Raw genomic sequence first — 23,852 nt, 5'->3', positions numbered from 1 at the left:
TGTCGAGGGTTGATCGCTGGCGCGGCGGCCGGGGAAGGTGCCGTCGCGTGGAGAGGTGTGGAGGTGGGGAGGGTCAGCCGGTCAGGCGGCCGGTCGCTCGGAAGCTGCGTTCCTCGGCGGCGAAGCCCTGGACGAGGGCGGCCCATGCAACGACCGCAGGACCGTTCCCGAGGACGTCGATGCGGGCGGCGGTCGCGAGCGCCGCGCCAACCTGGCGGGCCGCGCTGGCGGAGGCGTCGGCGGACCGGAGGACGCCATGGATCAGCACGGTCGCCAGCCCGCCGTCAGCGTCCACAGCGGCGCACGCGCGGTTGGCGGCGGTCTCGTCCACGAAGCCGTGCCGGTCGACCTGCAACTCGATGAGGGCGCCAACCTGGATCGCGGGCGCCCTCATCGGGTCGCCGCCCGGTCCTTGGCGGCCTGCTCTTCGACCCAGTTGAGCAGGTCGGACTCCCAGGCGACCAGGCGTCGGCCGAGGCGGAAGATGAAGTCCATCTCGCCCTTGTGGCGCTTCCACCGGATGGAAGCCTCGGGCATAGGGAGCCGCTCGACGATCTCCTCGAACGGCAGCAGCCGGTCCTCGGCACGTGCGTGTGCCGGTCGACTGCCGTTGGTAACGTGCATGACATCTCCGCTGGTAGGTGGGGATAGCCCGGCGAGGTCTGTACTTGGCGGTTCGGCCCTCGCCGGGCCCCCGGAAGGTACTGCTGGCGACGCAACGGCGCTGCGCGTCACACAGCACAGCACACGCCACCCCCTTGCGTCAATGCGCACCCCGCATTACCGTTGCGCCGTGTGCAGCGCTTGGCAGATGTGGGGTGGAGTGTGTGAGCGAGGTCAGTGCGGAGCGTCGCCTGGGTGCCTGGGTGCGCGACGCACGCATCAAGCGGGGCTGGAGTCAGCGAGAGCTAGCTAACGAGCTGGCCAGCTACGCCATCAAACTCGACCCGTCCGGCATCACGCGCCTTGAAAAGGGCCAGCGCCCAATCCGCCTGGATGAGGCGGCGGCGATTGCGCGCGTGTTCAACACGACCATCGAAGAGATGGTGTCGCCACCAGACAACCTCCTTTTCGAGGCCGCCGAGACGGCACGGCAATGGCTGGCCTCAACAAAGGCCGCAGAGGGATATGGTCAACAATTCGCGGAGCTGATCAAGAAATACGGCAGCATGCAAGATCTCATGCAACCGGATCTCCCGGAGGATGTCCGGGACGCGCGCAACGAAATATGGCACGCCCTTGAGTGGATGACTAACTATCTCAGTAGAGTGGCGGAGCACCACCTCGATCAGCGCGCGAAGGGTGGGGACACATCACCTTGCTTCCCCGTGGAGAAGGGCGCTTTCACCTTGACCAGGGAAGGCAAGGACTACTATCTGACGCTACGGCCTCGTGGCACAGCAGGCGAGAGACATGGGCACGCTCTCAAGACTGGTCCGTACGCATCCAGGCATGCCGCGCTCAGGAAGTACGTCTCGCTAGCGCGCAAGAACGAAGATGGATCAGTAACTCTCGAAGATAGAACAGGTCCGGCGGATGATGCACTGCGCGCACGTCAGCAGCTCGTCCGTCGCGTGCGAGCCTTGTACGAGCAGAGTATGGCCCCCGCCGATATCGCCAAACACCTCGATGAGACCGAAGAGGCAGTCGAGCAAATGATTTATGAGTTCGATGAAAATCCGCATCTTTATGACGAGCGCGGAGAGTAGTTGTGGGACGTCCCCCTCTTCCCGTAGGCACGGCCGGGAAGGTCCGCTTCCAGAAGCTCGGGCCGCGCCGGATCAGGGCCCGCGCGAGCTATCGCGACCACGACGGCGAGGTCCGCGAGATCACCCGGTACGGCACCACCCAGGCCGCGGCCGAGCGCCGGCTGAAGGAAGCCATCCGCGACCGCGTCGGCCCGCCTGCCGGCGGCGAGATCACGGCGGAGACCCGGCTGCGCGACGCGGCGAAGCTGTGGCAGGCCGAGATCGCCGAGTCCGAGACGCTGACCCCGCAGACGCGGGAGATCTACGAGCGTGCGCTCGACCGCATCCTGAAGGCGTTGGGCGGCCTGCTCGTGCGCGAGATCGACGTGCCGCGGTGCGACGCGTTCGTGAAGGCTGTGCGCACGAACCACGGCCCGAGCGCGGCGCGCACGGCCAAGTCCGTGCTCTCCCTGCTGCTCGGGATGGTCGTCAGGCACGGCGCCCTCGACGCGAACCCGGTCCGCGATGTCGCGAAGATCTCGACCGGCCGCAAGGCGCGGCCGCGGGCGCTGACGGTCGAGGACGAGACGGAGATGCTGACGAAGGTCGCCGCGGACGAGGGCGCGCGGGAGCTGGACGTCGTCGACTTGGTGGAGTTCCTCGACGGCACCGGCATGCGGATCGGCGAGGCGCTCGGCGTGCGCGCCAAGGTGGTCGACCTGGAGGCCGGCGTGCTGGAGGTGTGTGCGACCGCCGCGCGCCTGAAGGGCCTCGGCACGGTGCTGCAGCTCCGCCCGAAGACCGAGGCGGGCTGGCGCGTGATCGCCCTGCCCGTCCACGTGGTGGAGCTGTGCCGCCGCCGCATGGCGATGACGTGGCCGTACGGCGACCGGCAGGTCACGGTCCTTGCCGAGGATGGCCGGACCGTCCAGCGCCCGGCTGAGGACGTGGGCCTACTGTTCCCGGGGCTGTTCGGCGGGGTGCGTAACCCGTCCAACGGCAACCGGGACATCAAGGAGGTGCTCGGGCGCGTGGACGCCGAGCGGTTCGGGTGGGTCACCTCGCACACGTTCCGGAAGACCGTCGCGACCCGGCTGGACGACGCCGGCCTGAGCGCTCGCGCGATCGCCGACCACCTCGGACACGCCAAGCCATCGATGACCCAGGACGTCTACATGGGGCGTAGCGTGGCGTCCGCCGAGGCGGCCAAGGCGCTCGGCAGGAGAGGCTCCTAACGTGGGCGTAAAGTGGGCGCACATACAAGAAGCCGCCGACCAGAACTCGTCTGATCAGCGGCTTCTCTTGCCGTGGAGGTGGCGGGAATCGAACCCGCGTCCTTCGGTGATGGGTCAGGGCTTCTCCGGGTGCAGCCTGCTTGACGTTTTCTCAGCCCCGGCGCTCACGCAGGCGTGTCGCCGACGGGCTCAGCCGCTGTTTGTTGTCCCTACCGGTCCCGCGACCGAACTGGCAGGTGGAGTCTCCTTACGATGCCAGACCCCGGGACGGAGACGCGCCCGGGCTGACAGAGTTCGCTCCTCGCTCAGGCGGCGAGGGCGAACTCGGACTGCTTCTTGTTGGCAGTTATTGGTTTGCTGTCACAGGATTTACGAGGTCACGACAGCAACCCTCGACCCGCTTCCCCTGGCTCGAACGACCGAAGTCGAAGCCGGTCACCCCCATGTTCAGTTGTCAAAGCGACCGTCCCGTCGCCGATCAGCGAGCAGGACGTCCGCACGATGACGTTACAAGGATAACGCGTGCCGGGGCAAAGTGATTCCCGCCGGGCACACGTGAACCCCGGTGGACGCGAGCGGTGTCGCGTCCACCGGGGTCGACCGGCAGGGTCGGGCCGGTCCGGACGGCAGAGCCTCCCCCGAGACGAGGCTCTGGTCTCATCACGGCGACTGAGTCCGCAACCCCCCAAGCGGTGGCTCAGTCACCCGTAAAGACGCACGTGGGAGGCGGGTTGGTTGCGTCCCTCCGGTAAAGAACCGGCAAAAGGCCTGACGCGCCTAACCGCCCAGGAACTTCGCGGCGATGCTCGGGGTGTTGACGGGGCCCTCGACGGCGATCGCGAAGGCCCGGTCGCGGCTGGAGCCGACGAACCACGTGACGGTCTTGGGACGGCCGCCCTCGTTGTAGGTGGTGAGGTCGGCCACGCCGCCGAGGTCGCCCACCACGCGCGCCCCGTGGGCGCTGCCGTGGGTCGCGGAGCGCTTCAGGACCCTCTTGAGGTTGGAGATGGTCTCACCCGGCGGACTCACGGTCGGCGGCGCCTGGGCCGTCGTGGAGGGGTTCTTCATGACGTAGGGCGGCCGCCAGGTGCCGCTGTACGCCGCGGCGGCCACCATGGCCATCGCCAGGGGGCTGGCCTGGACGCCGCCCTCGCCGATCATGGCCGCGGCCTTGTCGCCGTCGTTCGCGGGGGCCGGGACGGATCCGGTGAAGGCCGGGACGCCGAGGCCCCAGTTCTTGCCGATGCCGAGCTGGCCCGCCTCCCGGAGTAGGGTCTGCGCGTCCAGCTTGCCGCTCAGCTGCGCGAGGGTCGTCTTGCAGGACGCCGCGAAGTGGTTGGCGAAGGTGCTGTCGGAACGGGCTCTGTTGGTGAAGGTCTTGCCGCCTATGGTCACCGTGCCGGGGCAGGTGGTCTTGGTGGACTGGTTCATGCCGGCCTGGGTGAACAGGGCTCCCGCGGACACGATCCCGAACGTGAGGCCAGGCTGGTAGTGGGCCTCGAAGGCGAGGTTCCGTCCGCCGGTGTTGTGGTTTGACACGGCGAGCACCTCGCCGGTGCTCGGCCGCACGGCCACCATCGACGCCGGGTACGGCACGTTGGCCAGTGCGGCGTCGGCGCTGCGCTGGAAGACGGGGTCGAGGGTCGTCTGGACCTCCTGCGGCTCCTGGCCGGACCAGGAGCGCAGCCGCTCGGTGTTCTTGCCGGACTCGTCCTGCGCGACGACGCTGACGGTGGGGGTGCCGGCGAGGCGTCGCTGCTGGAGCAGCTGGATGCCGTCGACGCCGATCGTGTCACCCGGCTGGTAGGGGGCGCCGACCTGCTGGAGCCGGTCGGCGGTGGCCGGGCCGAGGTTGCCGATCAGCTCGGGCGCGTACGCGGGCCCGATCGGCGCGCGGACCGCCTGGAAGCGAAGCCCGGGGATGTGGGCGAGGCGCTGGCTCAACGCGTTGTGGGTGGGGGCCTGCAGGGTCAGCAGCGGCAGGAACGTCTGCGGCGGCGCGGACCGGACGCGGCCGAGGAGGCGCTCGGAGTCCAGCCGCCGGCCACCGTCGATCTTGGTCTGCTTGGCGAGCTGGTCGATGGTCTTCTGCGGGTCGGCGAGCTGCCCGGGGAACACCCCGAACTGGTAGGCGTCGATCTCGCGCAGCGCGCTCTGGCCCCCGGTGTCGGTGATGGGGGCGCGCTTCGGGGCCTCCGACACCACGGCGAGGCGCTGCCCCGGCTTCAGCTTGGTGTTGATGATGGACGGGTCCCAGACGACCTTCCACTTGCCGCCGACGCGGCGCAGGTGCATGAGGCCCGGGTACTCCCACGGCTGGCCGTTCTCACCCAGGTCGATCTTCACGGTGAAACGGGCGTCGGCCTCGTCGCCCTTCTTGACGATCTGGTCGACCCCGGAGCCCTCGACCTCGGTACCGAGGGAGAGCCGCAGGGACGCGGCGTCGAGCTGCTCGCGGACACGGCCGAGGGCGCCCTCGACCTGCCTGCGGTCGGCGCCGACGGTCCGCCCGGCCGCGGCCTCGTAGTTGCCGACCTGCCAGGCGATGAGGAAGTCGCGCACGGCGGGCATCGCTGAGGGCTCGGCCCAGCACCCGGTCGTCATCGTCCCGACGAGGCCGCCGCAGGCGGCCAGCGCGACCACCCGGCGGCGCCGGGGCGAAAGGAGCGGCCCGCGGGCCACGGCACGGGCCCGCCTCCGGCCTCGGTTCGTCATCGACACCCTTCACCGTCTCCTGAACCGGGCCGCCGCCGCCTTCTGCATCTCCCGGTCGGCTTCCCGCTTGGCGATGGCCTGGCGCTTGTCGTAGGTCTTCTTACCACGGGCGAGGCCGATCTCGACCTTGGCCTTGCCGTCCTTGAAGTACAGCGAGAGCGGGATCAGCGTCCAGCCCGGCTCCTCCGACTTCGCGATGATCTTCTGGATCTCGCGGCGGTGCAGCAGCAGCTTGCGGCGCCGGCGGGGCGCGTGGTTGGTCCAGGTCCCCTGCGTGTACTCGGGGATGTGGACGTTCTCCAGCCACACCTCCCCGTCCCGCACGTGCGCGAAGCCGTCGGCGAGGGAGGCGCGGCCGGCGCGCAGGGCCTTGACCTCGGTGCCCATGAGCACCATGCCCGCTTCCCACGTGTCGTCGATGTGGTAGTCGTAGCGGGCCCGTTTGTTCTGGGCGATGAGCTTGCGCCCGGTGTCCTTCTTGCGCCCGGTGTCCCGTGCCACGTCCTCAGTCCTTGTCCGGCGTCTCGTCTTGGTGCGGCGTCTCGTCTTGGTCCGGCGCCGCCACCTGTACCAGCATCGTCGCCTAGTCCGGCATTTCGTCCCTAGCCCGGCATCGTCGCGTCGAGGCCGCGCAGCACCGTCCGGGCGCGCCGCTCGGCCGCCTTCGCGGGGCGGTCGGCGGAGACCTCCACGTCGGGTTCGATGCCGACCCCGTCGAGGTTACGGCCGCTCGGCGTGCGGTAGCGACCGACGGTCAGCTCGATGACCGACCCGTCGGCCAGCCGGAGGGGTTCCTGCACCGAGCCCTTCCCGTACGTACGCGATCCTACGATCACCGCGCGGTCGCGGTCGCGCAGGGAGCCCGCGACGATCTCCGCGGCGCTGGCGGTTCCCGCGTCGACGAGCACCACGAGCGGTGTCCGCGCGTCGCCGGGGGCCGTGACGGTGCGTCGCTGGACGGGCCTGCCGCGCGGCTCGTAGGTCACCACGAGGCCGCCGGGCAGGAAGGCCGACGCCGTCTCGACCGCCTCGTCGACCAGCCCGCCGGGGTTGCCGCGCAGGTCGAGCAGGACGCCGCCGCCGGGGCGGTCCGCCGGTGACCGCCCGGTCACGGCCGCGCGGACCTGCCCGCCAGTCCCGCGGGTGAAGGCGCCGACGCGGATCATCCGCGCGTGCTCGGGGAGTTCGGTCACGGTGACGTCCCCTCCGGAGACCCTTGTGCGGACGAGGTGGAACAACCTGGTTCGACGCTCGCGTTCCACGGTGAGTTCGACGGTCTCGTCCGGACGTCCGCGCAGCGCCTCGGCCACGCGTGAGATGTCCCAGCCGGTCACGGAGGCCCGCCCGACGCGGGTGACGACGTCGCCGGCCCGGACGCCTGCCCGGGCGGCGGGGGTACCGGGCTGGACGCTCGCCACCAGCACGCGGGCGCCGCCGTCCTCGCTGCCGAGCCACAGCCCTACGCCGCTGTAGCGGCCGGTGAGGCGCCCTTCGACGTCGTCGTACTCGCGGGCCGAGTAGTAGTGCGCCCACCTGTCGCCGAGCCCGCGCAGCATGCCCTCGATGGCGGCGCGGTCGAGCTCGCCGCGGTCGACGGGCCGCGCGGCGCGGCCGCCGATCTTCGCGGCCGCCTCGTCCAGTACGGAGCCGCCTCCGGCCACGGCCGCGTGGCGCTCGGAGCCCGAGCCGCTGACGACCCCTGCCCCGTAGGCGCAGACGACCGCGGCGGCTATGGCGGCGCCGCGCAGCGCGCCGCCCGGTCGCCTGTTCAGCGGGGACACGGGCTCGACGGGGGCGCGGAGGGGGTCATGCGGCCAAGTGTAGGGCGGCGTCGCGGCCCGGATCCGGCGGTTGCGCCGGATCCGGCCGCGGCATCAGATCTTCAGGTATCTGCGCAGGGTCAGGAACGAGGAGACGGCGCACAGCAGGACGCCGAAGCAGATCGACACGATGATGACGAGGATCACCACGCTCCAGCCGAGCTGGCTGACGAGCTGGACGTCCCCCGCGAGTCTGTCGACCAGGAGTTTCTTACTGAAGATCAACAAGACGGAGGCGAACAACCCGCCGATCAGCCCGGCGATGGCGCCCTCCAGGATGAAGGGCATCTGGATATAGGTGTTGGACGCGCCGACGAGCCGCATGATCCCGGTCTCCCGGCGCCGGTTGAACGCCGACAGCCGGACGGTGTTGCCCACCAGCATCACCGCGGCGATCACCTGGATCAGCGCGATCGTCAGCGCCGCGACCTGGAGGCCGTTCAGGATCCGGAAGAACCGTTTCAGGATCTCCTGCTCGTTGATCACCGAGTCGACGCCGGGCTGGTTGAGCATCGCCTGGGCGACCGCCTTGTACTCCTCCGGGTTCTTCAGCTTCACCCGGAACGAGTCGGGGATGTCGCCCTCGCGGGTGCTCTCCACGAAGCCGGGCGAGCCGGCGAAGCGGTCCTTGAAGCGGGTGTAGGCCTGCTGCTTGTTCTCGTACTGGACCTGCGAGACCTGCGGCATCTTCTCCAGCTGCGACTTGAGCGTCTGCCGCTGCTGGTCGGTGACGTCCTGCTTCTGGCAGACGGGGTTGGAGCTCGTCTTGGCGCACAGGAAGATCGACACTTCGATCTTGTCGTACCAGTAGCTCTTGGACGCGGAGACCTGCTGCCGGAGGAGCAGCCCGGTGCCGAATAGCGCCATGGCGATGGCGACGGTGATGACGAGGGAGATCGTCATCGTCATGTTCCTGCGGAGACCGATCCAGATCTCCTGGAGAACGAACTGTACGCGCATGCCTCGCTGTCCTTGATCGCCGTTGCCGGGCCGGGAGCCGGGGCGCCCGCGGGACGCGGCGCCTGCGGCCGCCTCCCGGGCACCCCTCGGGATGTCCTACGACCCGGCGGGAATCGATGGTTCAGATTTCGCTGCGCCCGTTCCGGCGCGCCTGTGTCAGTACGCCTGCCCGTACACGCCGCGGGACTGGTCGCGGACGACGCGGCCGTCCTCCAGCTCGACCACGCGCTTGCGGAACGCGTCGACGATGGCGGCGTCGTGGGTGGCCATGACGACCGTGGTGCCGGTCCGGTTGATCCGGTCCAGCACCTTCATGATGCCGATCGAGGTGGCGGGGTCGATGTTCCCGGTCGGCTCGTCGGCCAGCAGGATCATCGGGCGGTTGACGAACGCGCGCGCGATGGCGACGCGCTGCTGCTCGCCGCCGGACAGCTCGTCCGGCATCCGGTGGGCCTTGCCCTCCAGGCCGACGAGGTCGATGACCTCGGGGACGACCTTGCCGATGAACCGCCGCGGCTTGCCGATCACCTCGAGGGCGAACGCGACGTTCTCGAAGACGTTCTTGTTGGGCAGGAGGCGGAAGTCCTGGAAGACGCAGCCGATCCTGCGGCGCAGGTGCGGCACCTTCCAGTTGGTCAGCCTGCTCAGGTCCTTGCCCGCCACGTGCACGTGACCCTGGGAAGGACGCTCCTCCTTCAGGATGAGGCGCAGGAAGGTCGACTTCCCCGAACCGGACGGACCCACCAGGAACAGGAACTCGCCCTTCTCGATGGCGACGTTCACATGCTGCAGGGCGGGCCGGTTCTGGCTCGGGTAGACCTTGGTGACGTTGTCGAAGTGGATCACGGCTGCATCACGGCGGTTCGCTGTAGGGGTTGGGGAGCGGGCCGGCCCGCGGCCACGGAAGCATCCGTGGCCCCTTGCCTGCGCCGCCCGGTTTCGCGGCCAGGTGGGACGCGAAGCCTTCGAGCAGTGTAGAGGGGAGAGGCGACCACCTCGTCCCACTCGGAACGGTACGGGCGCCCAGGGCCGGCACCGCGTCCGATCTGTGCGTGACGTCCGATCAGTGCCATGTGAACCGTCTCCCGACGTCCGGTCGTTTCATACCGGCTTTGCCCCCGGACTTGCCGGAACGACCATACAGTCCGGCTACGCTGGATGATGGCGAAAGATACCTAATCGCTGGACGAACGACCAGACAGGCCGACGCTTCCCGCACGGACCGCGTGCCGTTGTCGGAGATTGGGGCCCACGACATGAGCTGCGAACATCTCATCTGCGCTCGGTGCTCGAACCCGGTGGTGGAGGGGCGCTGCCCCACCTGCCGGGAGGCCCGCTCGGAGCTGCACGACCACGGCTCGCCCGTGCCGCCCGCGGTCGTCCTGGCGATCCTCGTCGCGCTGCTGTTCGCGGCACTCGTCCTCCAGCGCGTCTACGGCTGACACCGGGTCCGGCAACGCGCTCACGGCCGCCGGAGCGTCCTAGGGCTTCTTGAGCGGCGGGGTGCCCGCCTTGGTGACGGCGCCGTCGTCGGCGAGCATGTTCGCCTTCGCCTGGTCGGTGCGCTTCTTGGCCTTGGGCGGGTCGAACGCGGCGAAGTGCAGCGTCGCCGTGGTGTCGACCTCGTTGCCCTCGACCGTCCCGTCGAGAAGGTGCTCGGCCTCCTGCGGGATCTCCGGCTTCGGCGTCTCGGGGTCCTTGGCGACCAGCGAGGTGTTGCGGAAGAGCGAGTAGAGGACGAGCCCACCGCCGCGCTCGGCGCGAAGCCCGAAGTAGGGGAACGGCGTCGCCGTGTAGACGACCGTGTAGGTGATGTCCTTCTTCTTGGCCTTCTTCCTGGCGCGCTTGGCGTCCTGGTAGAAGCCCGTGGTGACTCGATTGGACCGCATCACCTTCGAGGCGACGCTGCGCGGCCCCTCTGCGGCGATCGTCGCCTGGATCCCGCCGACGTCGCGGGGGCGGATCAGCACGGAGGCGTCGGCCGCGCTCAGGGCGGTCGCGTAACCGGAGGAGTCGATCGCGACCTTCGGCTCCTTGGCCTTGTCCTGCATGACGGTCGCGAGCGTGAGTTTCCAGTGGTCGGACGGCCCGCGCAAGATGAAGCCCATCAGCACCCTGCGCCTGCTCTTGGCCTGGTTCATGGCGGAGCGGTCGACCGACACCACGAACCACTGCGGGTAGGCGGCGTCCTTCAGCTTCGGCACGTACAGCTTGGGCCTGCCGTAGACGAAGCGCCGCACCGGGTCGCCGTCGTAGGCGGCCTTGCGGAACTCGGCCGCGGTGAGCTGGGCCTGCCCGTCGGACGTCCAGGTCAGCGCGAGGCGCTCGTCGCCCGCCGCCCTGGCCACGTCCTCGTCGGTGACGTAGGAGCGGAACGCCCGGTCCGCGACCTGCGGGGTCAGCACCACCGGCGCGGGCGGGGAGGTCGCGGGCATGGTGGGGGTGGGCCGCGCCTCCGTCTTGCCCTCGGCGCAGCCCGCGGCGGTGAGCAGGGCGAGCAGCACCCCGGCCGCGACCACCCGCAGGAAGCTGTGCAAGACCCGTCCCCCGGACCGAGATTCCAGGGCCGGCCGCCCTCGGCCGACCTCTTCGGCCCGTGATTCTGCCATCAGCATGATATTGGCGGGACCTCCGGTGGTCCGCCATCCGGCGGTGCACGCCGCCTGAACAGGCGTCACGCGGCACCGGAGCGGGCGGTGCGCGGTGCGGGGACGGCGGTGAGCAGTGCCGGACGGCGATAAGCTCGGACCGTGGCTGGCATCGAACCCGAAGAACAGCTCAAGGAGCTCGGCTCGACCCTGTCCAGCATCGAGGAGGTGCTGGACCTCGACGGCATGCGCCGCGACATCGCCGAGCTGCGCGAGCAGTCGGCCGACCCCGACCTGTGGAGCGACCAGGAGCGCGCCCAGGCGGTGACGCGCCGGCTGTCGTACCTGGAAAGCGAGCTCAACCGGGTCGAGGGCCTGCGGCAGCGGCTGGAGGACGCCGCCACGCTGTACGAGATGGCCCGGGAGATGGACGACGCCGACACCCGCACGGAGGCCGACGAGGAGCTGGCCACCCTGCACAAGGCCGTCCAGCAGCTCGAGGTGCGCACCCTCATGTCGGGCCAGTACGACGCGCGCGAGGCGCTGGTCACCATCAACGCGCAGGCCGGCGGGGTGGACGCGGCCGACTGGGCCGAGCAGCTCCAGCGGATGTACCTGCGCTGGGCCGAGCGGCACGGCTACCCGACGGAGGTCTACGAGACGTCCTACGCCGAAGAGGCCGGGATCAAGTCGACCACCTTCACGGTGAAGGCCCCCTACGCCTACGGGACGCTGCGCGGCGAGCACGGCACCCACCGGCTCGTCCGGATCTCCCCCTTCGACAACCAGGGCCGGCGGCAGACGTCGTTCGCGGGCCTGGACGTCGTGCCCGTGGTGGAGCAGAGCGACCACATCGAGATCGACGAGAGCGAACTGCGGATCGACGTGTACCGGTCGTCGGGGCCCGGCGGCCAGGGCGTCAACACCACCGACTCGGCCGTGCGGATCACCCACCTCCCCACCGGCATCGTCGTGTCCTGCCAGAACGAGCGCAGCCAGCTGCAGAACAAGGCCACCGCCATGAACGTCCTCCAGGCCAAGCTGCTGGAGCGCAAGCGCATGGAGGAGGCGGAGGAGCTCTCCAAGATCCGCGGCGACGCCACCACGAGCTGGGGCACCCAGATCCGCAACTACGTGCTGCACCCGTACCAGATCGTGAAGGACCTGCGCACCGGCATCGAGGCCGGCAACCCCTCCGCGGTCCTCGACGGCGACATCGACGAGTTCATCGAGGCCGAGATCCGCTGGCTGCGCCAGCAGGAGACCGCCTGATCCACGGGCCGCCCCCTGAGGTCCCCCACCTTTTTCGGCCGACTTTCGTGTTCATAGAGTGACTGCACGGTCACTCTGCGAGGATGCCGGGTGGTTCGGATCAATGTCGCCATTCGGGGGGGCCTCATGGCCGCACGCACTCTTGTCTCGCTACTCCTGCCCGGCCTGCTGGCCGCCGCCGTGAGCACCGGCTGCTCCGGCAGCACCTCCTCGTCCGCGGATCCGGGGAAGCCCCAGGGGGCGCCCGCCCTCACCAAGGAGCAGGCCCAGCAGGTCATCACGTCCTTCGCCGACGGGATGAACAGGGCGGGGTACAGGTTCAACGGCAGGGCGCTGCGCACGGTCGAGGCAGACCCGCAGCTCTCCATGGACGTCGCGGCGCTCAAGCTGCGGCGCGCCGTCCGGCAGCGTCCGCCGAAGGTGGCCTTCACCCACACGACGTTCTACATCCCGCGGCTGACCGGCTACCCGCACTGGTTCGCGGCCGACTCCGTGACCGGGCAGGGCAAGCGGGCGCTGCGGCACGCGCTGCTGTTCACGCAGGCCGGGAAGGGCGCGCCGTGGCTGCTGGCCGCCGACCCCTACCCGTCCGAACTCGCCCTCGGCGGCATCGCGCTCGACCCCCAGGGCTACGCCACCCCGGTCGCCCCGAACGCCAAGGACCTCGCCGTCCCGCCCGCGAGGGTCCCCCAGGCTCATGCCGCGCTGCTCACGGACGGGCCCGGCGCCTCCGGGGCGTCCCTCCTGGCCGAGGGGGCCAAGACCACCGAGACCTACAAGGCGCTCAAGGAGGGCGAGAAGAGCCTCGCCGCGCGCGGGGTCACGCTCTCGTCCCGCTTCTCCCCCTCGCAGTACAACGTCTACGGGCTGCGCACCAAGGACCGCGGCGCCGTCATCTGGTACGTCCTGAAGCAGAACGAGGCGTACTCGGCGGCCCGGCGGGGCAGGCTGACCGTGAGCGGCGACCTCGTGGGGCTCGCCCCGTCCGCCAGCCCCCGGACGCGCCTCGACACCACCGTCCTCGTGCAGTACCTGGCCACCGTTCCGCCCAAGGGCCGCGCCGCGGTCAGCGGCATGTACCGCAAGGCCATCACCGCCCAGGGCTCCTGAACCCCGTCGAGTGCCGGCCGGCCCGCTCCTCCTGACCGCTGCAGCGGAACCGGCCGGCACTCGTCGGTATTGCTTTTTTCTCCTCCTTCGGGCCTTGCGGCCCTCCATCGTCGGAAAAAGCGGGCGATCGCTGGCATCGCTCCGGCTCGCCTTGGCGGCTCGCTTCGCGATCAGTTTCTTGCTTCGCTCGAAACTGCCTTCGGACGCGATCGCAACCATTGGGGTCGTTGCGGGGTTGCGGCGGTGGCTGGGGGCAGTGCGTCCGGCGGTCCGCTTGGGTGAGTCCGTTACGGTCACCCGGTCGTTGACTCCGCCGCGTGGTCCGGGGGGCGGGCCACGCGACGGTCTCGTTTTCTAGTTCACTCTGCGGGCAGGGCGCTGGACGTGACGAGGGTGCGGATGGCGCCCAGGGCCACGGAGAGGGTTGCCAGGTCGAAGCTGTCGCTTTCCCAGATCTCGCTCAGGGTCTGCTGGGCGCGCTGGACGGCGGGCTTGTTGCGCTCCGCCCAGTGGATCATTCGCTCCTCGGGGTTGCCGCCCGGCTTGCTGGTGATGAGGACGTCGCGGGTGAGGGCGGAGTGGGCGGCGTACAGGTCGTCGCGGAGGGCCGAGCGGGCCATCGAGCGCCACTTGTCGTCGCGCGGGAGGGCGATGATGCGCTCGCGCAGGCGGGACAGCTGGAGCCGGTCCGCGAGGTCGAAGTAGGCCTCGGCGACCTCCTGCACCGGACGTCCCGTCTCGTGCGCGATGCCGACCACGTCGAAGGTGGAGTAGGCGGGGACGAACGTGGCGCACTGCTCGGCCAGCTCGTCCGGGACGCCCAGCTCGGCGAAGCCGTCGCGGCGCTGCTCGAACGCCGCTAGGTCGAGCCCGACCAGCAGCTTCGACAGGTGCGAGCTCAGCGTGGCCGCGCCGCCGGAGAAGAAGTCGATGGTCTCCTGGATGTCGAACGGGGGCCGCCGGTTGTGCAGCAGCCAGCGGGCGCCGCGCTCGGTCAGCTTGCGCGCCTCCAGCAGCATCGCGATCTGCGTGGACTCCTCGACCTGGTGCGACAGGCTCTCCACCGACCGCCAGAACCGCGGCATCTGGAAGACGTCGCGGGCGACGAGATAGGCGCGGGCGATGTCGGAGGAGGAGGCGCCGGTCTCCTCGTTCATCCGGAACACGAACGTGGAGCCGCTCGCGTTGACCACGTCGTTCACCACGGCGGTGGTGATGATCTCGCGGCGCAGCGGGTGCCGGTCCATGTGGGGGCGGAACCGCTCGCGCAGCGGCGTCGGGAAGTAGTCGACCAGCCACGACTCCAGGTAGGGGTCGTCGCAGAGGTCGGAGGCGACGAGGTCGGCGTCCAGCGCGAGCTTGGCGTAGGCGAGCAGGACCGAGAACTCGGGGCTGGTCAGGCCGTGCCCGGAGTGGCGCCGCTCGGCGAGGGCCTTGTCGTCCGGCAGGGCCTCCAGGCGCCGTTTGAGGCGGCCGTCGCGTTCCAGCTTGCGCATGTACCGGGCGTGGACGTGCAGCATCGCCGACGCCTGCGCGCGGGACGCGGCGAGCACGACGTTCTGCGCGTAGTTGTCGCGCAGGACGAGCCGCCCGACCTCGTCGGTCATCTCGTACAGCAGGCCGTCGCGCTGCTTGCCGGCCAGCTCGCCGTCCCGCACCGCCTGGTCGAGCAGGATCTTGATGTTGACCTCGTGGTCGGAGGTGTCGACGCCCGCGGAGTTGTCGATGAAGTCGGTGTTGATCAGGCCGCCGCCGCGGGCGAACTCGATGCGGCCGAGCTGGGTGACGCCGAGGTTGCCGCCCTCGCCGACGACCTTGCAGTGCAGCTCGGCGCCGTCCACGCGGACGGGGTCGTTGGCCTTGTCGCCGACGTCGGCGTTGCTCTCCAGGGACGACTTGACGTAGGTGCCGATCCCGCCGTTCCACAACAGGTCGACGGGCGCCCGCAGGATGGCCCGGATGAGCTCGAAGGGCGGCAGGGTCTTCACGCCGTCGCCGAGCCCCAGCGCCGCCCGCACCTGGGGGGTGACCTGGATCGACTTGACGCTGCGGGGGTACACGCCGCCGCCCCTGGAGATCAGCGAGGTGTCGTAGTCGCCCCAGCTGCTGCGCGGCAGCTCGAACAGCCGGCGGCGCTCGGCGAACGAGGCGGCGGCGTCCGGGTCGGGGTCGAGGAAGATGTGCCGGTGGTCGAACGCGGCGACCAGGCGGATGTGCTCCGACAGCAGCATCCCGTTGCCGAACACGTCCCCGGACATGTCGCCGATGCCGACGACGGTGAAGTCCTCGTTCTGGATGTCCTTGCCGAGGGCCCGGAAGTGGTACTTCACCGACTCCCAGGCGCCGCGGGCGGTGATGCCCATGCCCTTGTGGTCATAGCCGACGGAGCCGCCGGAGGCGAACGCGTCGCCGAGCCAGTACCCGTACTCGGCGGCGACGCCGTTGGCGATGTCGGAGAACGTCGCGGTGCCCTTGTCGGCGGCGACGACCATGTAGGTGTCGTCTCCGTCGTGGCGGACGACGTTCGGCGGCGGCACGACCTTGCCGTCCACGAGGTTGTCGGTCAGGTCGAGCAGGCCGGAGATGAAGTCCTTGTAGCAGGCGATGCCGGCCTTCTGCCACGCCTCCCGGTCGACGGAGGGGTCGGGGAGCTGCTTGCCGACGAATCCGCCCTTGGCGCCCGCCGGGACGATGACGGTGTTCTTCACCGCCTGCGCCTTGGCCAGGCCGAGGATCTCGGTGCGGAAGTCCTCGCGCCGGTCCGACCAGCGCAGCCCGCCGCGGGCGACCGACCCGAAGCGCAGGTGCACGCCCTCGACCTTCGGCGAGTAGACGAAGATCTCGTAGGTCGGGCGGGGCTGCGGCAGGTCCGGGATGCCCTCCGGGTCGAACTTCATCGCCAGGTAGGGCTTGTTCTGGTAGTGGTTCGTGCGCAGGGTCGCCTGGACGAGCGCCAGGTAGGCGCGCAGGATGCGGTCCTCGTCGAGGCTCGCGACGTCGTCCAGCTTGCCGCGGATCTCCTCGGTGATGCCGGCGCTGCGCTCCTCCTCGCCGCCCCGCAGCGACGGGTCGAGGCGGCTCTCCCACAGCCGGATGATCAGCCGGGTGATCGCGGCGTTGCGCAGCAGCACCTGCTCGATGTAGCGCTTGGAGAACGTGGTGCCCGCCTGCCGCAGGTACAGGGCGTAGGCGCGCAGCACCATCGCCTGCCACCAGGTCAGCCCGACGTGCAGGACGAGCGCGTTGAAGCCGTCGTTCTCGATGCCGCCGCGCCACAGCACGGTGAACGCGTCCTGGAACAGGTCCTTGACGCCCTTTTCGGAGACGTCCGCCGGCGGCACGTACCGCAGCCCGAGGTCGTAGATCCAGAACCGGCGGCCGTCGGAGGTGTTGATCTCGTACGGCCGCTCGTCGATCACCTCGACGCCCATGTTCTGCAGCAGCGGCAGCACCCGCGACAGCGAGATCGGCTCGCCCAGCCGGTAGATCTTCAGCCGCCGCTCGCCGGGCCCGGCCCCGTCCGGCCCGTACAGGTCGATCGAGGTGTCGGTGCCCTCGTCGAGCGCGGCGAGGCGGCGCAGGTCGGCGACGGCGGTTGCGGCGGGGAAGTCGGCCTTGTAGCCCTCGGGGAACGCCTCGCCGAACGCGCGGCCGAGCGCCCCGGAGCGGTCCTCCCCGCACTGCTCGACGATCGCGTCGGCGAGGTCGTCCTCCCAGGAGCGGGTGGCCCGGGCGAGCCGCTCCTCCAGCTCCGCGACGTCCACGTCCGGCAGCGGGCGGCCGCGCTCGCCGCGCACCACGACGTGCAGCCGGGCGAGGATCGACTCGGTCACGTTCGCGCTGTAGTCGACGCTGACGCCCTCGAAGGCCTCCTTGAGCAGGTCCTGGATGCGCAGCCGGATCTTGGTGGTGTAGCGGTCGCGCGGCAGGTAGACCATGCAGGACATGAAGCGGCCGTACAGGTCCTTGCGCAGGAACAGCTTCAGCTGGCGCCGCTCGCGCAGCCGCAGCACGCCGAGGGAGATCTTCAGCAGGTCGTCCACCGAGATCTGGAACAGCTCGTCGCGCGGGTAGCTCTCCAGGATCTCGATGAGGTCCTGGCCGTCGTAGCTGTCGGGGGTGAACCCGGCGAGCTCCAGCACCTCGTCGAGCTTGGACCGCAGGACGGGGACGTGCGCGATCGACTCGCTGTAGGCGACGTGGGTGAACAGGCCGAGGAACCGGCGCTCCCCGATCACCTCGCCGGAGGCGTCGAACTTCTTCACCCCGATGTAGTCCAGGTACAGGGGGCGGTGGACGGTGGAGCGGGAGTTGGCCTTGGTGAGGACGAGCAGGCGCTTCTCCGTCGCCTTCTCGCGGACCTCCGGCGGCAGCGCGGCGAAGCTGTCGGACTCGCGCTTGTCGTTGCGCAGGATCCCGAGCCCGGTGCCGGGCTCGGGCCGCAGCGCCGTCCCGTCGCCGGTGAGCGTGTAGTCGCGGTAGCCGAGGAACGTGAAGTGCCCGTCGGCCAGCCAGTCGAGCAGCTCGACGCCGTCGGCGAGCTCCTTGGCCGGCAGCGGCGGCGGGACCTCCTGCATCGCGGTCGCGATCTCGTGGGCGCGGGCGCGCATCTTGGGCTCGTCCTCGACGGCGACCCGGACGTCCTGCAGGACGCGGATCAGGTCCTTCTCCAGCGCCTCCAGGAAGGCCTGGTCGGTGGTGCGGTCGACCTCGACGTGCATCCACGACTCGTCGACGTCGGCGTCGCTGTCGAGCTTGCCGCGGAACGCCTTGAGATGACCCGCGACGTCGCGGTCCACGCCCAGCAGCGGGTGGAGGATCAGGTAGGTCGCCAGGTGGTGGCGGGTCAACTCCATCGTGACCGAGTCGACCAGGAAAGGCATGTCGTCGGTGACGACCTGGACGACGGTGCGGCCCGGGTCCCAGCCGTCCTCCTGGAGCGTCGGCGTGAAGACGCGCACCTTCGCGCGCCCCTGCGGCCGCTCCTCGCCGAGCGCGCGGTGCGCCATCGCGGGCCCGCAGATGTCGGCCGGGTCGCGCTCCAGCAGGTCCTCGCGCTCGACCTGGCGGTAGTAGAGGCGGAGGTAGGCGAAGGCCTCCTCCACGTCCATGCCGCGCGCCTCCGGACGCCTCACGCACGTCTCGGCGGCCCGCCGGAGCAGGTCGTCCTTCGCTTGATCGAGCATGCCGCTCATCGACAATCTCCCCTTGAGACCCATCGCCACCTCGTTGTGGCGCCGCTCACTGCACGAGCGTAGCCAGGAATCGCCGCAAAGCCGACCTGGCCCCGTGCTCGGCCTACGTGGCCTGTCCCACCCTGCCAGGGTGCCCGGCACGACTCGGGGTGATCATGGATTCCGGTGCCCGCTCGGGGGTCAGCCCGCGGCCTGCCCGGTGGTCCCGGTGCCGCCGTCGCCGCCCGTTCCGGGGTCGGTGCCGCCGCCGTCCCCGGGGTCGGGGGGCGGGTCGCTCGGCGGGTCGCTGGGGCCGCTGGACGGGTCGCCCGGGTCGGTCGGCGTCTCGCTCGGCGCCGGCTTGGTCGGCGAGTCGGACGGGGTCGGGCTGCCGGACGGCGTCGGGCTGCCGGTCGGGGTGGTGCCGCCGGTGGGCGTCGGGTCGTAGGAGGTCGGCGGCGCCTCCTCCACGGGCTCCCGGCTCGTCGGCGCGTCGGTGGACGGCACGACGTCGGTCGACGCGGGCGGGGCGCTCGGGTCGCTGACCTTCCGGCCCGCCTTGCCGTCGTTGTTCGAGCCGAGCAGCAGGACGGAGGAGATGACGATGATCGCGACGAACAGGGCGGCCGCCCCGGCGAGCATGGCCGAGCGTCCCGAGCCGCTGAGCGAGCGCCGCAGCCCGCCGGTCGGTCCGTCGGGGGCGTCGCCGGGCTGGGTCTCGTCGATGCCCCATTCGGCGGGCACGAGCGGCGGCTCGGCCGCCGGCCCGTCGAACCCGGCGTCCTCGAACGCGGCGTCGTCGTAGACGGAGGGCATGTCGGGGGCGGAGGACTCGCCGTATTCCGGGGAGTCGGCGAAGACCGGGTCGTCACCGAACACGGGGTCGGGCTCGAACACCTCGGCCTCGTCGGCGCCCTCCGCCGCGAGGACGGACCCGGCGGCGAGCATCGCGGTCTCGTCGGTGTCGCCGGACGGCCGGGCGACGGGACGCGCCGCCTCCTCGTGGCCGAGCAGCCGCATCAGCACCTGCCGGGCGCCCGGACGCGTGGACGGGTCCTTCTCCAGGCAGTCGAGCACGAGATCGCGCAGCGGCCCGTCCAGGCCGCCGAGCTCGGGCTCCTCGTGCAGGATCCGGTTGATCACGGCGGGGATGGTGTCCTGCCCGAACGGCGGCGCCCCGGTGGCGGCGAAGGCCAGCGTGGCCGCCCAGCAGAACACGTCGGCGGGCGTCCCCACCTCGTCGCCGCTGATCTGCTCGGGCGCCATGTAGGACGGCGTGCCGATCACCCGGCTGGTGAGGGTGGTGCCGCCGCTGAGCGCGCGGGCGACGCCGAAGTCGATGACGCGCGGGCCGTCCGGGCCGATCAGCACGTTGTGCGGCTTGAAGTCGCGGTGGACGATGTTCGCCTGGTGGATCGCGGCGAGCGCCGTCGCGGTGCCGACGGCGAGCCGGTCGAGCGCGGCGCCCGACAGCGGGCCGTCCGCCAGGACCTGCTCGTTCAGCGACGGGCCCGGCACGTACTCGCTGACGATGTAGGGCCGGTCGCCGGTCGCGTCGGCGTCGATCACCTGCGCCGTGCAGAACGGCGCGACCTGCTTGGCGACCTCCAGCTCGCGCAGGAATCTGGCGAGCGCCTTGTCGTCGGTCGTCAGCTCGGCGTGCAGCAGCTTGATGGCGACCTGCCGGCCGTCCTCGGCCACGCCGAGGAACACCGTGCCCTGGCCGCCCTCACCCACCCGGCCGATCAGGGCGTACGTCCCCAGCCGGTCCGGGTCTCCGGACCGCAGCGCCCCAACCTCCATGCGTGGAACCGTCCCTCTCCTTGATCGACGGACCGAGCGAGCCCCGACCCGGATCACCCCTCCGACTGTGTGACGCGCGAGACACGAGGCAAGTTCACCCGATCTCGCGATCATTCGGAGCGAACCGGAACATCGCCTCCGGCGGCCAGCTTTCGGGTCGGGTACCACCCTAATGGCGCCGCATCCCCGGCGCCGGGGGCGCGCCCGATGTCACTACGGAACCGGGCCCCTCCGGCGGCGGTGGCGCGCGGCGGAACGGCGCCGCACGCGGGAGACTGACCGCATGGCGACACTCGAAGGCCGCCGCGTCCGCACGCGGGCCGAACTCATGGACGAGCACGGGCTCGGCCGCAGCACCCTGGAGAAGTGGTACCGCGAGCGCGCCTCCAACGGCCACCCCGAGCCGGTGGGGACGGTCGGCTCGCAGCTCGCCTGGGACGCGGACGAGTGGGACCGCTGGTACGAGGCGCGCCGCTCCCGGGACGTCCCGCCCGGCCTCGCCACCCGCGACGAGCTCGCGGAACGCCACGGCGTGAGCCGGCACCGCCTCAAGCAGCTCTGGGCGGACCGCGCGTCCAACGGCCACCCCGACGCGGCGTACCGCGCCGGCAAGGCCCTGTACTGGGACGAGGCCGCCTGGACGGCCTGGTACCGCGCCCTCGCGGAGCGCCCCGCCGAGGAGGGGCCGGACGACCTGGTCACCCTGGCCGACGCGGCCCGCATCCTCGGCCTGGCGCAGACGAGCGTCACCGTCTACGCCAGGCGCCCGCCCGCGGGCTGGCCGGAGCCCGCCCGGGTGGAGCCCCTCGGAGGAGGGCGCGTCCGCCGCCTCTACCGCCGGCGCGACATCCTCGCCTACGCCGCCTCCAAGGGGTGAGGGGCGAAAGGCTACGGGGTGAAGTGGGGGAGGACCTCGGGATTGGCCATGGAGTCGCGGTTGGCGGCCTTGTCGACCGGGGTCCCCTGGAGGATCTTGCGGACCGGGACCTCCAGCTTCTTGCCGGACAGCGTGCGCGGGATGCCGGGGACGGCGGTGATCTCGTCCGGGACGTGCCGGGGCGACAGCGCGGACCGGATCCGCCCGCGCAGCTCCGCCACCAGCTCGTCGGTGAGCGACGCGCCCTCCGCGAGCTGGACGTAGAGGAGCAGCCGGCCCTCCTGCCCGAGGCGCCCGGTGTCGATGACGAGGCTGTCGGTGATCTCGTCGAACGCCTCGACGACGCGGTAGAAGTCGGACGTGCCCATGCGGACGCCGCCGCGGTTGAGCGTGGAGTCGGAGCGCCCGTAGATGACGCAGCCGCCGTCCGGAAGGATCTTGATCCAGTCGCCGTGCCGCCACACGCCCGGGTACATGTCGAAGTAGGAGCCGCGGTAGCGCTCGCCGTCCTCGTCGTGCCAGAAGTACACGGGCATGGACGGCATGGGCTCGGTGATGACCAGCTCGCCCACCTCGTCGGTCACGGGCTTGCCGTCCTCGGTGAAGGCCTCCACCTTGGCGCCGAGGCCCCGGCACTGGATGACGCCGGCGCGCAGCGGCAGCAGGGGCGACGGGCCGACGAAGCCGGTGCACAGGTCGGTCCCGCCGGAGAAGGAGCCGAGCAGCAGGTCGCGTCCGACCGCCTCGTACACCCAGGCGAAGCCCTCGGGCGGGAGCGGCGAGCCGGTGGAGCCGATGCCGCGCAGGCCGGACAGGTCGTGCTCCTCGCCGGGGCGGCGCCCCTCCTTCTGCGAGGCCGTGATGTAGGGCGCCCCGACGCCCATGTAGGTGACGCCGGTCTCCGCGGCGAGCGTCCAGAGGTCGAGGGGGGCGCCGTCGTACATGACGACGGTGGAGCCCACCAGCAGGCCGCCGATGAGGTAGTTCCACATCATCCAGCCGGTGGTGGTGTACCAGAAGAACACGTCCCCTGGGCCGAGGTCCTGGTGGAAGGACAGGGCCTTGAGGTGCTCCAGCACCACGCCGCCGTGGCCGTGGACGATCGGCTTCGGCAGGCCGGTCGTCCCGGAGGAGTACACGACCCACAGCGGATGGTCGAACGGGACGGCCTCGAACTCCAGGGTGTCGTGGCCCTGCCGGGGAAGCTCGCCGTAGTGCATGCCGACGCGCAGCCCCTCGGGGGTCGCGGCCGGGTCCAGGTAGGGGACGAGGACGGTGGCGGCCAGGCTCGGCAGCGCGGCCTCGATCTCGCCGACGATCTCGCGCCGGTCGAACCGCTTGCCGTTGTAGGCGTAGCCGTCCACGGCGATCAGGACCTTGGGCTCGATCTGCGCGAACCGGTCGATCACCGACGAGGACCCGAAGTCGGGAGAGCACGACGACCACACCGCCCCGAGCGACGCCGTGGCCAGGAAGCAGATCAGCGCCTCGGGGATGTTCGGGATGTAGGCGGCGACCCGGTCGCCCTTGCCCACGCCCAGCTCGGCCAGGCCCGCGCGGACCTCGGCGACGTGCAGCGCCAGCTCCCGGTGCGTCAGCACCCGGTGCCCGCCCGCCTCCGAGCGGAAGACCACGGCCGTATCGTCGGGCGACTCCTGCGCCCGGCGCAGCGCGTTCGCCGCGTAGTTGAGGGTCGCGCCGGGGAACCACTTCAGGCCGTCGACCGGCATGGGGCCGCCCGTCCGGACGGGCCCGTCGCCGCGCTCGCCGACGACCTGGAAGTACGACCAGATCGCGTCCCAGAACGCGTCGACCTCCGTGACGGACCAGCGCCAGAGCTCGTCGTAGGACTCGGCGAGGACGCCCCGGTCCCCCAGCCAGTGGACGAACCGCGTGACCCGCGCGTTCGCGACCACCTCCTCCGACGGCTCCCAAAGCGCCGAACCCTCGGATACCTCGCGGGCCATCTGTCTCCCTCCCCGCCGCGCCACGCCGCACGGCCATCCCAATATCGGGCTCGCCCGGCACACCGCGCAACTTGCCCGCCGCGCCCGCCGCCAAGCCCCGGAACCCGTCCTGTCGCAGGTCAACCCGTCCTATCGCAGGGCAGAACACCTCCCGGGGCAACCCCGGGGCCCCACACAGAACATGCCCCGCGCATCCCCCCTCCCCACACACCCGGGAGAAGGGCAGGTCGAAGGGGGCACACCGGCATGCTCGGCGGTATGTAGGGCGGCCGCGCGCGGCGACGCGGCGTCGCGGGGAGGGGGATCAGCCCCGCAGGAACCGGCAGCCCTGGCCGCTGACCCACAGGGAGCCCTCGGCCGCGCCGGTGGGGCAGTGGTAGGTGTCGTTGTTGCGGCGGTCGACGATGGTGAAGTCCGAGACCGCGCCCCACTGGCCGGGGCTGCAGTCATGTCCCTGGACCTGGGGGATCCGCGAGTCCACCCGCTCGCACACCGAGATCTCCCCGGCGCGTTCGGAGCCGGCCTGGACGGGGTCGCCGGGGGGCGTGGTCATGATGAGCGCGGTGGCGCCGAGGACCGCCGCGGCGACGGTGGACAGGGCGAGCGCACGACACGTCAAGTGAATCACTCCTCGTCATCAAGT

General features: G+C 70.8%; 18 protein-coding genes and 1 other RNA gene. 6 read left to right on the top strand and 13 right to left on the bottom strand.

What is annotated here, in order from left to right:
- Positions 1–73: 73 nt before the first annotated feature.
- Positions 74–394, bottom strand: coding sequence for a hypothetical protein (locus FKD65_RS30465; protein ID WP_141581265.1), 321 nt, complete (start codon positions 392–394; stop codon positions 74–76).
- The gene (locus tag FKD65_RS30460) at positions 391–624 is read right to left on the bottom strand and encodes an AlpA family transcriptional regulator (protein WP_141581263.1); all 234 of its coding nucleotides are present in this window, start codon (positions 622–624) and stop codon (positions 391–393) included. Before FKD65_RS30460 ends, FKD65_RS30465 begins: the two co-directional genes overlap by 4 nt.
- A 203-nt stretch (positions 625–827) precedes the next feature.
- Here FKD65_RS30460 and FKD65_RS30455 point away from each other — a divergent pair, with 203 nt between their 5' ends.
- Positions 828–1,709: a helix-turn-helix domain-containing protein gene (locus tag FKD65_RS30455; RefSeq protein WP_168221244.1), complete on the top strand. Its 882-nt coding sequence runs from the start codon at positions 828–830 to the stop codon at positions 1,707–1,709.
- Positions 1,710–1,711: 2 nt separating this feature from the next.
- Positions 1,712–2,923: a tyrosine recombinase XerC gene (xerC, locus tag FKD65_RS30450; RefSeq protein ID WP_141581259.1), complete on the top strand. Its 1,212-nt coding sequence runs from the start codon at positions 1,712–1,714 to the stop codon at positions 2,921–2,923.
- A 70-nt stretch (positions 2,924–2,993) separates the two neighbouring features.
- Here the strand turns inward: xerC and ssrA are convergent.
- From ssrA to ftsE, 6 genes are all read right to left on the bottom strand, one after another.
- Positions 2,994–3,366, bottom strand: a transfer-messenger RNA (tmRNA) gene (gene ssrA / locus FKD65_RS30445).
- A 334-nt stretch (positions 3,367–3,700) separates the two neighbouring features.
- A complete protein-coding gene (locus FKD65_RS30440; RefSeq protein WP_141581257.1) occupies positions 3,701–5,638 on the bottom strand; it encodes a penicillin-binding transpeptidase domain-containing protein in 1,938 nt (645 codons plus the stop codon).
- Positions 5,639–5,647: 9 nt separating this feature from the next.
- Entirely contained in the window at positions 5,648–6,139 is a 492-nt protein-coding gene (gene smpB / locus FKD65_RS30435; RefSeq protein WP_141581255.1) for an SsrA-binding protein SmpB, read from the bottom strand.
- Positions 6,140–6,240: 101 nt separating this feature from the next.
- Complete coding sequence (locus tag FKD65_RS30430; protein WP_240809676.1) at positions 6,241–7,419, bottom strand: S41 family peptidase; 1,179 nt, start codon at positions 7,417–7,419, stop codon at positions 6,241–6,243.
- Positions 7,420–7,512: 93 nt separating this feature from the next.
- The gene (gene ftsX / locus FKD65_RS30425; RefSeq protein WP_141581253.1) at positions 7,513–8,418 is read right to left on the bottom strand and encodes a permease-like cell division protein FtsX; all 906 of its coding nucleotides are present in this window, start codon (positions 8,416–8,418) and stop codon (positions 7,513–7,515) included.
- Positions 8,419–8,574: 156 nt separating this feature from the next.
- Entirely contained in the window at positions 8,575–9,264 is a 690-nt protein-coding gene (gene ftsE, locus FKD65_RS30420; RefSeq protein ID WP_131944148.1) for a cell division ATP-binding protein FtsE, read from the bottom strand.
- A 410-nt stretch (positions 9,265–9,674) separates the two neighbouring features.
- Here ftsE and FKD65_RS30415 point away from each other — a divergent pair, with 410 nt between their 5' ends.
- The gene (locus tag FKD65_RS30415) at positions 9,675–9,860 is read left to right on the top strand and encodes a hypothetical protein (protein WP_141581251.1); all 186 of its coding nucleotides are present in this window, start codon (positions 9,675–9,677) and stop codon (positions 9,858–9,860) included.
- A 39-nt stretch (positions 9,861–9,899) separates the two neighbouring features.
- Here the strand turns inward: FKD65_RS30415 and FKD65_RS30410 are convergent, their stop codons facing one another.
- Positions 9,900–10,955, bottom strand: coding sequence for a hypothetical protein (locus tag FKD65_RS30410; protein ID WP_141581249.1), 1,056 nt, complete (start codon positions 10,953–10,955; stop codon positions 9,900–9,902).
- A gap of 213 nt (positions 10,956–11,168) precedes the next feature.
- On the opposite strand from FKD65_RS30410, the gene prfB reads away from it, so the two are divergent.
- Both prfB and FKD65_RS30400 read left to right on the top strand, forming a co-directional pair.
- Positions 11,169–12,278, top strand: coding sequence for a peptide chain release factor 2 (gene prfB / locus FKD65_RS30405; protein WP_141581247.1), 1,110 nt, complete (start codon positions 11,169–11,171; stop codon positions 12,276–12,278).
- Positions 12,279–12,404: 126 nt separating this feature from the next.
- Entirely contained in the window at positions 12,405–13,388 is a 984-nt protein-coding gene (locus FKD65_RS30400; RefSeq protein ID WP_141581245.1) for a hypothetical protein, read from the top strand.
- Positions 13,389–13,747: 359 nt separating this feature from the next.
- Here the strand turns inward: FKD65_RS30400 and FKD65_RS30395 are convergent, their stop codons facing one another.
- Both FKD65_RS30395 and FKD65_RS30390 read right to left on the bottom strand, forming a co-directional pair.
- Positions 13,748–18,583, bottom strand: a complete 4,836-nt coding sequence (locus FKD65_RS30395; protein WP_141581242.1) for an NAD-glutamate dehydrogenase — start codon at positions 18,581–18,583, stop codon at positions 13,748–13,750.
- A 180-nt stretch (positions 18,584–18,763) separates the two neighbouring features.
- Positions 18,764–20,365 carry a serine/threonine-protein kinase gene (locus FKD65_RS30390; protein ID WP_141581239.1) on the bottom strand — a complete coding sequence of 534 codons (1,602 nt, stop codon included), beginning with the start codon at positions 20,363–20,365 and terminating at the stop codon, positions 18,764–18,766.
- A 283-nt stretch (positions 20,366–20,648) separates the two neighbouring features.
- On the opposite strand from FKD65_RS30390, the gene FKD65_RS30385 reads away from it, so the two are divergent.
- Positions 20,649–21,242, top strand: coding sequence for a hypothetical protein (locus tag FKD65_RS30385; protein ID WP_141581237.1), 594 nt, complete (start codon positions 20,649–20,651; stop codon positions 21,240–21,242).
- Between the two features lie 11 nt (positions 21,243–21,253).
- On the opposite strand, the gene FKD65_RS30380 is transcribed toward FKD65_RS30385, so the two are convergent.
- Together FKD65_RS30380 and FKD65_RS30375 are read right to left on the bottom strand one after the other, a co-directional pair.
- The gene (locus FKD65_RS30380; protein ID WP_141581235.1) at positions 21,254–23,209 is read right to left on the bottom strand and encodes an acetoacetate--CoA ligase; all 1,956 of its coding nucleotides are present in this window, start codon (positions 23,207–23,209) and stop codon (positions 21,254–21,256) included.
- Positions 23,210–23,513: 304 nt separating this feature from the next.
- A complete protein-coding gene (locus FKD65_RS30375; protein ID WP_141581233.1) occupies positions 23,514–23,828 on the bottom strand; it encodes a hypothetical protein in 315 nt (104 codons plus the stop codon).
- Positions 23,829–23,852: the final 24 nt, after the last annotated feature.

Source organism: Actinomadura sp. WMMA1423, from assembly GCF_006547145.1.
In the GTDB taxonomy this organism is placed as follows: domain Bacteria; phylum Actinomycetota; class Actinomycetes; order Streptosporangiales; family Streptosporangiaceae; genus Spirillospora.
Note: the sequence above shows the minus strand (reverse complement) of the source record. Positions and strands in the feature narration are given on the sequence as shown.

Bases quoted from the DNA above. Each gene is read 5' to 3' on its own strand.
- FKD65_RS30460 (WP_141581263.1), bottom strand. From the start codon at position 624: ATGCACGTTACCAACGGCAGTCGACCGGCACACGCACGTGCCGAGGAC.
- FKD65_RS30465 (WP_141581265.1), bottom strand. From the start codon at position 394: ATGAGGGCGCCCGCGATCCAGGTTGGCGCCCTCATCGAGTTGCAGGTC.
- ftsX (WP_141581253.1), bottom strand. From the start codon at position 8,418: ATGCGCGTACAGTTCGTTCTCCAGGAGATCTGGATCGGTCTCCGCAGG.
- FKD65_RS30385 (WP_141581237.1), top strand. From the start codon at position 20,649: ATGGCGACACTCGAAGGCCGCCGCGTCCGCACGCGGGCCGAACTCATG.
- FKD65_RS30415 (WP_141581251.1), top strand. From the start codon at position 9,675: ATGAGCTGCGAACATCTCATCTGCGCTCGGTGCTCGAACCCGGTGGTG.
- FKD65_RS30380 (WP_141581235.1), bottom strand. From the start codon at position 23,209: ATGGCCCGCGAGGTATCCGAGGGTTCGGCGCTTTGGGAGCCGTCGGAG.
- FKD65_RS30400 (WP_141581245.1), top strand. From the start codon at position 12,405: ATGGCCGCACGCACTCTTGTCTCGCTACTCCTGCCCGGCCTGCTGGCC.
- FKD65_RS30440 (WP_141581257.1), bottom strand. From the start codon at position 5,638: ATGACGAACCGAGGCCGGAGGCGGGCCCGTGCCGTGGCCCGCGGGCCG.
- FKD65_RS30395 (WP_141581242.1), bottom strand. From the start codon at position 18,583: ATGAGCGGCATGCTCGATCAAGCGAAGGACGACCTGCTCCGGCGGGCC.
- FKD65_RS30390 (WP_141581239.1), bottom strand. From the start codon at position 20,365: ATGGAGGTTGGGGCGCTGCGGTCCGGAGACCCGGACCGGCTGGGGACG.